Source organism: Mycoplasma sp. P36-A1, from assembly GCF_049478495.1.
GTDB lineage: Bacteria > Bacillota_I > Bacilli_A > JAJDGJ01 > JAJDGJ01 > P36-A1.
Window position 1 is genome coordinate 1,039,862 of sequence record NZ_CP168083.1, and the last position, 13,057, is coordinate 1,052,918.

Annotated in this window: 12 protein-coding genes; 3 read left to right on the forward strand and 9 right to left on the reverse strand. The window is 27.3% G+C overall.

Annotated features, from left to right (window positions below):
- The 6 genes from ACD762_RS05000 to ACD762_RS05025 all read right to left on the reverse strand — a co-directional run bounded on the left by ACD762_RS05000 (position 1) and on the right by ACD762_RS05025 (position 5,568).
- A complete protein-coding gene (locus ACD762_RS05000; RefSeq protein WP_423362853.1) occupies positions 1-222 on the reverse strand; it encodes a MoaD/ThiS family protein in 222 nt (73 codons plus the stop codon).
- Positions 222-2,063, reverse strand: coding sequence for an aldehyde ferredoxin oxidoreductase family protein (locus ACD762_RS05005; RefSeq protein WP_423362854.1), 1,842 nt, complete (start codon positions 2,061-2,063; stop codon positions 222-224). The genes ACD762_RS05000 and ACD762_RS05005 overlap by 1 nt, the downstream gene beginning before the upstream one ends.
- A 153-nt stretch (positions 2,064-2,216) precedes the next feature.
- Complete coding sequence (gene moaA / locus ACD762_RS05010; protein ID WP_423362855.1) at positions 2,217-3,146, reverse strand: GTP 3',8-cyclase MoaA; 930 nt, start codon at positions 3,144-3,146, stop codon at positions 2,217-2,219.
- Positions 3,147-3,462: 316 nt separating this feature from the next.
- Positions 3,463-4,071, reverse strand: coding sequence for a protein adenylyltransferase Fic (gene fic / locus ACD762_RS05015; RefSeq protein ID WP_423364712.1), 609 nt, complete (start codon positions 4,069-4,071; stop codon positions 3,463-3,465).
- A gap of 71 nt (positions 4,072-4,142) precedes the next feature.
- On the reverse strand, positions 4,143-5,111 hold the full coding sequence (glpX, locus tag ACD762_RS05020) for a class II fructose-bisphosphatase (RefSeq protein WP_423362856.1): 969 nt from the start codon (positions 5,109-5,111) through the stop codon (positions 4,143-4,145).
- Positions 5,104-5,568: a methylated-DNA--[protein]-cysteine S-methyltransferase gene (locus tag ACD762_RS05025; RefSeq protein WP_423362857.1), complete on the reverse strand. Its 465-nt coding sequence runs from the start codon at positions 5,566-5,568 to the stop codon at positions 5,104-5,106. Before ACD762_RS05025 ends, glpX begins: the two co-directional genes overlap by 8 nt.
- A gap of 296 nt (positions 5,569-5,864) precedes the next feature.
- Between ACD762_RS05025 and ACD762_RS05030 the strand changes: the two genes are divergently transcribed.
- The gene (locus tag ACD762_RS05030) at positions 5,865-7,058 is read left to right on the forward strand and encodes a pyridoxal phosphate-dependent aminotransferase (protein WP_423362858.1); all 1,194 of its coding nucleotides are present in this window, start codon (positions 5,865-5,867) and stop codon (positions 7,056-7,058) included.
- Entirely contained in the window at positions 7,033-8,199 is a 1,167-nt protein-coding gene (gene alr, locus ACD762_RS05035) for an alanine racemase (RefSeq protein ID WP_423362859.1), read from the forward strand. The genes ACD762_RS05030 and alr overlap by 26 nt, the downstream gene beginning before the upstream one ends.
- Positions 8,200-8,234: 35 nt before the next feature.
- On the opposite strand, the gene hemW is transcribed toward alr, so the two are convergent.
- The 3 genes from hemW to fmt are packed head-to-tail and all read right to left on the reverse strand — an operon-like array spanning position 8,235 to position 12,555.
- Positions 8,235-9,806: a radical SAM family heme chaperone HemW gene (gene hemW, locus ACD762_RS05040; protein WP_423362860.1), complete on the reverse strand. Its 1,572-nt coding sequence runs from the start codon at positions 9,804-9,806 to the stop codon at positions 8,235-8,237.
- Positions 9,796-11,604 carry a translation elongation factor 4 gene (gene lepA / locus ACD762_RS05045; protein ID WP_423362861.1) on the reverse strand — a complete coding sequence of 603 codons (1,809 nt, stop codon included), beginning with the start codon at positions 11,602-11,604 and terminating at the stop codon, positions 9,796-9,798. The genes hemW and lepA overlap by 11 nt, the downstream gene beginning before the upstream one ends.
- Positions 11,605-12,555 (reverse strand): methionyl-tRNA formyltransferase, encoded by a 951-nt coding sequence (gene fmt / locus ACD762_RS05050; RefSeq protein ID WP_423362862.1) that lies wholly within the window; start codon positions 12,553-12,555, stop codon positions 11,605-11,607.
- A 218-nt stretch (positions 12,556-12,773) separates the two neighbouring features.
- Here fmt and rpsT point away from each other — a divergent pair, with 218 nt between their 5' ends.
- Positions 12,774-13,037, forward strand: coding sequence for a 30S ribosomal protein S20 (rpsT, locus tag ACD762_RS05055; RefSeq protein WP_423362863.1), 264 nt, complete (start codon positions 12,774-12,776; stop codon positions 13,035-13,037).
- Positions 13,038-13,057: the final 20 nt, after the last annotated feature.

Genomic DNA, 13,057 nt, shown 5'->3' on the forward strand with positions numbered 1-13,057 from the left:
TTAACCTCCACCTACTGGTGGAAATAAAAATACTTTATCTTTGTCTTTTAAAATGGAATCTAGAGGTGCATGTTTTCCATTTATTAATGAAATTGCAATTTCTTTTTCATTAATAGCTAATTTTTTGGCAACATCTTTGATATTCATATTTTCAGTATATTCTATATACATTATTTTTTCTCTATTGACTCTAAAGCTAGCAAAGAGTTTAACCTCAATCATTAGATATCAATACCTAGTCTTTTTAATGTTTCTTGTGTTGGAAAACCATTTATCCAACCTCTTGCTTCATAATACTCTGGAAGCATAATATCTAGTCTACTTACCATATCTTTTGATGCTTCATTTTTCAAGGCATCTTTAGTTAATCTCTCTGGTAAATTATCATCTTCTGGTAACATTCCAGCTAGTCTATTAAATTCTCTTTCTAAATTGTAAATTCTTTCACCAATTTCTAATATTTCAACATCGCTTAAGTTTTCTCCTACTGCAGCATTATATATTGAAGCATAGTCTGGTGCTCCTAAAGCAAATGATGTGAATAAACAAATTCCTAAAGAATCTATAACAGCTGTTAAATCTTGGAATACTTTTACTAAATCTGCTTTTCCTTCTGTAATAGTACGATCTACTAATTGTGGTGCTCCTAAAATTTCTGGTGAAATTGTATATCCTCTAACATGACATGCTCCTCTATTACTTGTAGCATAGTTTAGACCTATTCCTTGTATTCCTCTTGGATCATAAGCTGGTATTTCTAATCCTTTAACACTCATTGATAATTCTGGTGCGCCATACTTAAGAGCTAGTGATTTTGAACCCTTAGCCATTTCAATAGCTAATTCATTGTATGATGTTCCCATTCTTTTTACCCATTCAATAATTGCTTCTGAGTTTCCAAACTTTAATGGTACTCCATCTACTTCTTCTTCTTTTATCAAGCCTTTTTCATATAGTTCCATAGCACATGCTATTGTATTTGAAGCAGATATTGTGTCTAATCCCATTTCATTACACCAAAAGTTAGCTTCTATTACTGATTCTAAATCGCTTATACCAGCATCGCTACTAAAGCCCCAAAGCGTTTCATATTCTGGTCCACCAACTATTTTATCTTTCATTCTTACTTCTCTTCCACAACCAATTGTACAGTGATGACAATAAGTATTTTTAGTTAAATATTTTTCTGCCATTGTTTCACCACTAACATCATCAGCTTTATCAAATTCTCCTAATAAGAAGTTATTAGTAGGAAATGATCCAACACTATTGATAATATTAACTAAAACAGCAGTTCCATAAGCTGGTAATCCCTCACCAGTAACCGGATGGTCCTTTAATGTCTTTGCACTACTTCCAATAAGCTTTCTAAATTCTTCTTTATTAAAAGTTGGAATTTCTTTTTGATTAGTAGTAATTGCTATTGCCTTAAGATTTTTAGATCCCATAACAGCACCAACACCACTTCTACCAGCTGCTCTATCTACTTCATTCATTATTGCAGCCATATTTGAAAGATTTTCTCCACCTGGTCCAATTGCTAAAACAGAGGTGCTTTTTCTTAAATTTGGTGCTACAAAGGCATTATCTTTAGATTTATATGCTAGCTCTTCTTTAATAATATTAGTAGCTTCTTCAGTTGTTTTAGTCCAAACATTGCTAGCATCTTGGATACTAATACTTTCATCATCAATATCGATATATACTGGTTTATCTGCCTTTCCTTCTAATATGATAGCATCATAACCTGCATATTTTAGCATTGATCCCCAAATACCACCACTATTAGAGCTAGCGATTAAATTGTTTAGTGGCGACTTTGTTACTGCCATATACCTAGTACCTGTTGATATTCTAGTACCTGATAATGGTCCTGTGATTAAGATTAGCTTGTTATCTTTTGATAAAGGATCTACTTTAATATCAATTTCTTGCATTAACATTGCAGTTCCTAATCCTCTACCTCCAATATACTTTTTAGCTAATTCTTGATCTAATGGTTCCTTAGTAATAACTTTTGTCTCAAGATTTATTCTAAGTACTTTTCCATTGTATGAATTCATAATAACACTCCTTCCATTGTGATATGTAACAATTATAACATAATGTTATAATTTTATTAATTATATGTATCATTTTAATAACTTATCCTTAATAAATAATCTATTAACTAACTTATTTATAATTATTAATTACAATTGTTATATATAAAGGAATTATCCACCTATTTTATTCATCGATCTTTGTGATAATTTATCATTAAGTAATTCATGTTTTGCTGGTTTTTCTTTTAGTGATTTTACTATTATGTTTTCTAATTTATTGGGATTATTTATACAGTCACTTAAATCAACTTCAATGTTATTATGTAAACATGTTCTAATTTTTAAATCACTAGTAAAGCGTATTCTATTACATGATCTACATATATTAGTACTTATTGGTAAGATTATACCAAATAGTATATTATCATCAGTGTAATAGTATTTAGCAACTTCTCTTGTATCAAAATTAGCCTTATGATATTTTATATCTTCAAAGTAGTCAAATATTGACATTTTTTGTTTATCATAAAAATTAGTATTACTACAAAAAGGCATTATTTCAATAAATCTAACTAAAATATCATGTTTTTTACTGAACTCTAAAAAGCTTTTAATTTCTCTTTTGTTTGCTTCCATTAATACTACATTAATTTTTACTGTTAATCCTATGCTTTTAGCTTTAAGAATACCTTCAATAATTTCAGGTAATTTATCTGATTTTGTAATTCTATTAAACTTATCTAATTTTAATGAATCAAGACTAACATTTATTCTTTTTAAACCAGCTTTTTTTAATGATTGTACTTTATCAATGAGACCTATTCCATTAGTTGTAATACCAATATCATTAATGCTAGTATATTTATTTGTATATTCTATTATTTTTTCAATATCTGGATGAAGTAATGGTTCTCCTCCGGTAAATCTAACTTTTTTAAATTTTAATGTGTCTAGTACATTGATAATGTTTATCACATTATCATACTCTATTATGTTATTAGTCTTATTTTTCTCATCATAACAATATAAACATTTCATATTACAATTATCTAATAGTGATATTCTTGCATAATCAATTTCTCTTTTATAACTATCCCTCATAGTTTCACATCCTTTAATATTATAATAACATAATTTTAACTTTATACATATAATAATTAAAATATTATAGTTATTATGATTATACTATCATATGTTGCTTTTATAAAAAAAAGATAAGGGTTAACTTATCTTGAATTTTGTATGAAAGATATCTTACTAACAGTTCTACAAATTAGCAAGTATCAATATCATAGTTTATTAATATTTAATATATTGTGTTTTAATCTAAAATTTATAAACATAAAAATGTATTAATAATACTTTATATTATAAAAAAATGGCTTACTTAATATATCATTTTTATCTAAGACAGACATTACTTTATTGTAGTTGAAACATACTCTGTAAATCCTTCATAGTAGTAGGAATAATCTATACCTTTTAAGTAGATAGATCTATCATTTATTTTAGAAGTTAGTGCATTAGATAGTACATGTTTTATTTCAATTGTCTTGATTGGACTTCTTTGCATTGCTAATAGATAGTCTTCTTTTTCTACTTTTGACCAATCCACTACTTTATTTATTTCTTTTTTTAGTATTAGATCTAACCATATTCTCATTGCTCTTCCATTACCTTCTCTAAATGGGTGAGCTATATTCATTTCAACATATTTATCTATAATTTCATCAAAGGTTGATTGTGGTAGTTCATCAATGTATTGAAGTGATGATTTTAGGTACATTCTAGGTGCAAATTGAAAGTTATCTTTAGCTATGTTTACATCTCTTAGTTTACCTGCAAAGTCATAAATATCTTCAAAAAGATACTTATGTATGTTAGATAGTCCTTGGAATGTTCCAACTTCTAATTCGTTTATTAGATTAGTGTCATAAAGTTGTTTTGCTTTTAATTTAGATATTCTTTCCTCCTGTTTTGCTAGTTTTAAAGTATCTGTAATGTTTAGTTTGTTTTTTAACATAATTGCACCTCCATAAATATATTGTAACATAAAAGGTTAAAAAAAAGAGAGCTAAAAAGCTCTCGTTTAGATTATTAAATAATATATTTTTCTTTTCTTTTTAAGTGGTGTAATGTATTGATGTATCTTACAGTACCTGTTTCAGCTCTCATTGCAACTGATTGAGTACAAGCTGTATCATTTTCACCAAATCTAATACCTGACATGAAATCTGTATCTGTTACAGCTGTTGCTGCAAATTGAACTTCATCACCTTTTACTAAATCTTCTAAAGTAAGTAATTTATTAAGTTCTAATCCCATACCTTCCATTCTAGTAATTTGATCTTCATCTTCTGGAATTAAACGTCCTTGGAAGTCTCCTCCTAAACATTTAACTGCTGCTGCTGCTAAAACACCTTCTGGTGCTCCACCCATTCCGATCATTAAATCAATTCCACTATCTTCAAAACATGTTGCCATTGCTGTAGAAACATCACCATCACTGATTAATTTTACTCTACATCCAAGTTTACGACAAATGTCTACATATTTTTGATGTCTTTCTCTTTCAAGCATTACTACTGTTAAATCTTCTACATCTTTGTTTAATACTTTTGCAAGTGCAACAATATTATGTTCTAATGGTAAATCTAAATGTACTACTCCTTTACCTTTAGGTCCTACTGCAATTTTGTCCATATACATATCTGGAGCATGTAACATTTTACCTCTTGGTGTTACTGCTATTACTGCAATTGCTTGTTCTTTTAATGTTGCAACAAGATTAGTTCCATCTAGAGGATCTACTGCAATATCTATTTCTTCTGAGTTTTCATTAGGAATACCAACATGTTCTCCAATATAAAGCATTGGCGCTTCATCCATTTCACCTTCACCAATTACTATTTTACCATCAACATCGATGTGGTCAAACATACGACGCATTCCATCTACTGCTGCTTGGTCTGCTGCATTTTTATCACCTTTACCTAAGTGCTCTGCAGCTCTAATTGTTGCTACTTCAGTTACTCTGACTAAATCTAAAGCTAAATTTTTATCCATAATATCCTCCATTATTTTCTAACTCTAATAAGAGCTTTTTGTATTTTAAACCTGGTGCATATCCGCCTAAGCCACCATCACTTTTTAAGATTCGATGACATGGAACAACTATTATAAATTCATTTTTGTTACATGCATTTCCAATTGCTCTACTTCCATTTGGATTATTGATTAGTTTTGCAAGTTGTTTATAACTCAGTGTGTTGCCATAAGGTATGCTCATCATTCCATTATAAGCACACAATTTAAAATTAGAACCTTGCAAATTAAGTTTTAAATCAAACTCGATAAGTTCCTTATTTAAATATTTTAAAAGCTGTAATCTTGCTTTTGCTACTTCACTATCATCTGAGTAATTTTCAGTAATTTTTTCTTTACTAAAAGTGATTGAATTAATAATATCTCTTTCACCTTTAATAACTATGAAAATATCTGAGAATTTTATACATGCTATCATAAATATCACCATGTACATTATATAACATACTTTATAAAATATCAAATGAAAATAGTATATATTTGTAAACGCTTTCATTAGTTATAATTATAGATATTGAAAATATATATAATTTATAACCTTTTTTCGATGCTTTTTTTACTTATATTAGTTTATTAAAGTATTTTTTCTATTTTGAATTAATTGCATTATTAGAGTATGTTATAAAAAGAACATAATAAAGATACATTTTAAGTAAAATACTATTTATTTTTTATAATATTATTGTTATGATTAATACGAAGGGAGGTTCTTTTATGAAAATTTCAAAAAGAATCGCAAACATTCCAGAAAGTCCTGTAAGGAAAATGGATGGTATTGCAAAAAGTGTTAAAGATAAGGGTATTAATATTTTACACCTAAATATTGGTGATCCAGATATTAAGACTCCTAAGGCATTTTGGAAAGCAGTTAATAATTTCAATGAAGATATATTAGGATACTCTTCTACTGAAGGTGAAAAAGAATTAATTGATGCTATGGTTAAATATTATGATCGATTTAATCTTAATTTTAAGTTTGAAGATATAGTTGTCACTGTTGGTGGTAGTGAAGCTTTATCTATGGTATTAAGTAGTGTTGCTGATGCAAATGATGAAGTTATTGTTTTTGAACCTTATTATACTAATTACAATAGTTTCTTTGATATTTGTGAAGTTGTGCCTAATGCTATTACTACTTCTTCAGAAAATGGCTTCAGACTTCCTAGTAAAGAAGAAATTGTTGCTAAAATTAATGACAAAACTAAAGCTATATTATTCTCTAATCCTGGTAACCCTACTGGGACAGTTTATACTAAAAAAGAATTACTTATGTTAGGTGAAATTGCTAGAGAACATGATTTATATATTATTAGTGATGAAGTATATCGTGAATTTGTATATGATGGTGTTGAATATTACTCTCCTGCAAGTTTTAAAGAAATGGATCAACACACTATTATCATTGATTCTATTTCAAAAAGATACTCAGCATGTGGAGCAAGAATTGGTAATATTGCTTGTAAAAACAAGGAATTTATGACTCAATTGAAAAAAATAGCACAAGCAAGATTATGTGTTGCTACTCTTGATCAAGTAGGCGCTACTGCTTTATATAATATGGATCAATCTATTTTAACTGATATTAAAAATGAATATAAAAATAGAAGAGATTTCTTATTTAATGAGTTAGATAATCATGATGGTATGAAGTTTGTTAAACCACAAGGTGCTTTTTATCTTGTATTAGACTTACCAGTTAAAAATGCTGAACACTTTGTAACTTGGTTATTATCAGAATTTTCTGTAAATAAGGAGACTGTAATGTTAACTCCTGCGCAAGGATTTTATGCATCTAATTTAGGAATTAATCAAGTTAGAATTGCATATATATTAGATTGTGACAAACTTGCAAGAGCATCAAAAATTATCAAAGATGGTCTTGTTGAATATAAGAAAAAATATGAGTAATTATTATCGTAATAGCATTGTTAAAATAAATGTAGATAATGTTTTATATAATTTAAATAAAATAAAAGAAACATGTTCTAAAGATAAAATGCTATTTGCTGTTATTAAAGGTAATGCTTATGGGCATGGCTTGATTGAAATGGCTAAGATTGTTAAGGAAAGTAATGTTGATGCTTTAGCTGTTGCTACTACAGATGAAGCATTAGCAATTAGAACTCATCAAAAAGGAATGAAAATTCTTAATTTAGGTATTACAAGAGATTCTGATTATAGTGTTGCAGCTAAAAATTATATTACTGTAACTGTTGCTAATTTAGATAATGTTAAAACTTTAGAAAGTTTAGATTTAGTTCAAAGTTTAAAAGTACATTTGAAAATTAATACTGGAATGAATAGAATTGGTTTTTATGATATTGATAGTACTTTAGAAGCAATCAAAAGATTATCTAAAAATAAGATGATTAAAATCGAAGGTATTTATACTCATTTTGCAACTGCTGAAGATTATGATAAAGAAGATTATCTATGGCAACAATATAATAAATTTGCTAGTATAGTTAAAGAAAGTAAAATTAAATACGAATATATTCATTGCTCTAATAGTGCTTCTTTATTAAAGTTTGCTGATAAGTTTACAATTACTACTGCAAATAGAGTTGGTATTGCTATGTATAATGCATTAGAAGATATTGCTATTAAAAAATATGAATTAAAGGACACTTTAGAAATTACTTCTAGAATAACTCAAGTAATGAAGTATCCTGTTGGTAGTAAAATAGGTTATTCTAATAACTATACTACTGAGACTGATTATGAGTATATTGCAACTCTACCTATTGGTTATGCTGATGGAATTCAAAGACATCTTACTAAATCTATTGTATTATGTAATGGTGTTGAAGGTATAATTGTTGGATCTATATGTATGGATCAAATGATGGTTAAATTTCCTGTTAAAGTAAATATAAATGATGAAATAGTAATTTTAGGTTCTGATACTCGTATTAATGTATATAGTAGAGCAAAGCATTTAAATACTATAACACATGAGGTATTAACTAATTTAGGACCAAGACTTGCAAGAGTTTATTATAAAAATAATGAAGTTATTCAAATTTCAAATGATATGTTGAAATTGTAGATTAACAAAAAAAAAGAGTTCAAATTGAACTCTTTTTATTTTGAATTTTCTAAAGCTTTTTCATCTATACATTTTTTACAATGTCCAAACATATCTAGCTTAGCATCTATAACATCAAATTGCGTTTCTTTTTCTACTCGATCTTTAACTTGCATAAACTCAGGTATTTCTAAGTTAATTACATCATTACAATCTATACATATTAAATGTGCATGTAAACCTATATTTAACTCGTAAACACTATTTTTATTATTAAAATTATACTCATTAACAATTCCTTCAGCAACCAAGAAGTTTAAATTGTTGTATACTGTTGCAACATTAACACCATCTTTTATTTTCTTTAATTCTGTTACTAGTTCTTCAACTGTATAGTGTTTAACATTACAAAGTACTTTTATAATATCTTCTCTTGCTCTAGTTATTCTATAACCTTGAGCTCTTAATGAGTCTACAATTAATTCAGGGTTTTTATATTCCATTTGTGCTCACTCCTCTATTTCTTTTATAAAGGCTAGTATTATATCATTTAAAAATTCTTGCCCTTGTTTAGTAAAATATAATATATTATTTTTTATATATAATTTATCCCTATGTTTAATTATAACATTTTTAAATCTTTTTTGAAAATCAATGTTATACTCAATCATAAAATAGTCTAAATTTATTCCATTAAAAATACGAAATTGCACTATTATATCATCACTGATCTTTTTTTCAATTGAATCTAATAACTCTATTTCTCTATTATATTTATTTTTATTATAATTTGTAATACTTTTAGTATTATACCATCTTTTTTCTTTATCATAGGAACCAGCTCCTAGACCAATACCTAAATAAGGTTGACTACTCCAATATAATAAATTATGTTTTGAATATTTTTGATTTTTACTATAATTACTTACTTCATAATGTTCAAAACCTTGTTTTAATAATTCTTGATGAAGCAGCATTTCTAACTCATAATCTAAATCTTCATCTTTATGATAATTTTGTTTATATAGAATACTGTTTTCTTCTATTATTAAAGAATATGCTGAAATATGTTTTATTGCTAAATCTTTTACTATTTCTAAATCATTTATTATGTCTTTTGCTGTTTGTTTTTCTAAACCATACATTAAATCAATACTAATATTATCTATTTTATTTTCTCTTAGTATTGAGATACAATTTATTACCTGTGTTTTAGTATGTTGTCTATTAATCAGTTTTAATAATACATCATTGAAAGTTTGCACACCTATACTTACACGATTAATGTTATATTGCTTTAGGATTTCTGCTTTATCTTTATTGAATGATTCTGGATTTATTTCAATTGTAAATTCTTTAAGATTTTTATACTGTTTAGGGTTTATAATATCAAAAAGTCTTTTAAGTTGTTTTTCATTTAATGATGATGGGCTTCCACCACCAATGTATAGTGATTCAACATAATCAGTATTAATATTATATGATTGATATTCTATATTTAAAGCTTCTAAATAGTCATTTGCTAATTTTTCATTATAATACATTTTATTAAAGTCACAATAACTGCAAATGTTATCACAAAAAGGTATATGAAAATATATACCTTTAAAGATTGCTTTATTCATCATCCATTGATAGGACGGCCATGAATGCTTCTTGAGGAATTTCCACAGATCCAACTGCTTTCATTCTTTTTTTACCTTCTTTTTGTTTATCTAGTAATTTTTTCTTTCTAGATATATCTCCACCATAACATTTTGCAAGAACATTCTTTCTCATAGCTTTTATTGTTTCTCTTGAAATTATTTTACCACCAATTGCTGCTTGTATTGGTACTTCAAATTGTTGTCTTGGTATTATTTCTTTTAGTTTTTCAACAATTTGTTTTCCTCTTCCATAAGCAAAATCTTTGTGTACTATTGTACTTAGTGAATCAACTACTTCAGCATTTAATAAAATATCCATTTTTACAAGTTTATTAGGTTTATAATCTATTAATTCATAATCAAATGATGCATAACCTTTTGAATATGATTTTAGTCTATCAAAGAAATCAAATACTATTTCAGAAAGTGGCATTTCATATACAATACTCATTCTTGTTTGATCTATGTATTGCATATCAATATATGTTCCTCTTTTCTTTTGACATAATTCCATTATAGGGCCTACATACTCTCCAGGAGACATGATTGTTGCTTTAACATAAGGTTCTTCTATTCTATCTATTAATTGAACATCGGGTAGTTTTGATGGATTATCAACGATTATCATTGTTTCATCCATCATATATGTGTGATAGACAACTGATGGTGCTGTTGCAATTAGTTCAAGATTAAATTCTCTTTCTAATCTTTCTTGAATAACATCCATATGTAATAATCCTAAAAATCCACATCTGAATCCAAACCCTAAGGCTTGTGATGTCTCAGGTTCAAATTGAAGTGATGAATCATTTAATTGCATTCTTTCAAGTGCTTCTCTAAGATCATTATATCTAGCAGAATCGATTGGATACAAACCACAAAATACCATTGGATTCATTTTACGATATCCAGGAACTGGACTTGATGCAGGATTATTTTTAGTTGTAATTGTATCCCCAACATTTACATCTTTAATTGATTTAATTGCTGCAGCAATCCAACCTACTTCACCAGTCACTAATTCTTCTTTTTTTACTTCTTTTGGTGTATTAACACCCATTTCAATAACTTCAAATTCTGCATTAGTAGACATCATTTTAATTATGTCACCCTTTTTAATTTTTCCTTCAATTACTCTGATTGAAACAATTATTCCACGATATTGATCATAGTATGAATCAAATATTAATGCTTGAACAGGATTATTAACATCTCCTGTTGGAGCTGGTATATGTTTTACTACTGCCTCTAAAACATCTTCAATACCTATACCAGATTTTGCTGATATTAGTGGCGTTTCAGTTGTATCTAAACCAATGACATCTTCTATTTCTTTTTTAACTCTTTCTGGATCTGCTGCTGGTAAATCAATTTTATTAATTACTGGTATTATTTCTAGATTATTATCTAATGCTAGATAGACATTAGCTAATGTTTGAGCTTCGATACCTTGAGCAGCATCAACTACTAAAACTGCACCTTCACATGCTGCAAGTGATCTTGAAACTTCATAAGTAAAGTCAACATGACCTGGAGTATCTATTAAATGTAAAAGATAAGTTTGATTATCTTTTGCTTTATAGTATAACTGAACGGCATTTAGCTTTATAGTAATACCTCTTTCTCTTTCAATATCCATTGTATCTAATAGTTGAGCTTTCATTTCTCTAGATTCTACAGTATGTGTCATTTCTAATATTCTATCTGCAAGTGTTGACTTACCATGGTCAATATGTGCTATTATCGAAAAGTTTCTAATCTTTGTTTGATCAATTTTCATTTATTCTACCCCTTTGTTTATAATTTCATCTGTCATTATTTCTAATTTATTACCATTTATATATGATTTAAATTCAACTTTTTTCTTACCTTCAAGCTGAAATTCATAAACTTTAATAAATCCATTATTTGTATATATTTTAAAATATTCTTTACTATCAATTTTAATTAATCCTGGTTCAAAACTATGATTAATCTTTTCAAAAAATATTTTATGAAATTTTATTTTTTTATTATTTAAAATACTATAGCATCCAGGCCAATTTATTAAACCTCTCATATGATTATATACTACATTAATATCTCTATTAAATGTTATAAATTCTTGTGCTCTAGTAATGTTTCTAGCAATTATTGCTTTAGAATTATCTTGCTTTATAGGTATTATTTTATTTTCAAAAAATTCAGGTAGCATTGAGATTAATAAGTCTGCACCATCTTTCATCATTTTAGGATATAATGATGAGACTGTATCTGTGATATCAATTTTAGTAATTGAGTGTGCTAACATATCCCCTGTATCTAAGCCTTCTTCCATATACATTATGGTATTTCCTGTTTCAATTTCTCCATTCATTATTGCATAATGGATTGGTGCACCACCACGATATTTAGGTAATAATGATGCATGAACATTTATACTTCTATATTCAGGTATATTTAAAATGTTTATATCAACTTTTTGGCCGTATGCACAAGTAATTATTAAGTCAGGTTTAAGATTGTCTATAATATCAAAGTTATCATTGATATTATCAAAGGCTAACACTTCAATATTATTATTTAGTGCTACTTCTTTTGTTGGAGTTGGTTTTAATTCTTTTTTTCGACCAAATGGTTTATCTGGTTGTGAAATTAAAGCAATTATATTGTATTTATTATCTATTAGTTTTTGTAAGATATAGGCTGAATAGTCAGTAGTTCCCATATATATTATTTTTTTATTTTTCATATTTATCACCGATGTAATTATACCATAATTACTTAATTAATATAAGAGCTTGTTATAATTGTAAAGTTATTATATATTTTTAGATATTGCTATTATATCTTATTTAAGATATACTTTAGGCAAGGTCTTTTTGACTATTTATTAGCTTATGCTATTGAAAAAGTTGTAAATAGTTGATATAATTATTAAGCGTTATGTTTATGTGGAGGTGAAAAATAATGCCAAATATCAAATCTCAAAAGAAACGTGTAAAAACTAATGAAAAGAAAAGAACTTTTAACTCAGCATTCAAATCTTCTATGAGAACTGCAATCAAAAAAGTAAGTATTGCTGTTGAAAGTAATGATCTTGAAGCGGCTCAAGCTAACCTTGCTATCGCAAGTAAAAAACTTGACCAAGCTAATTCTAAAGGTATTTTACATAAAAACAGTGTAGCAAGAAAAAAATCTTCATTACAAAGATTAGTAAACACTGTAAAATAATTATTATTGAAGGTCTGATT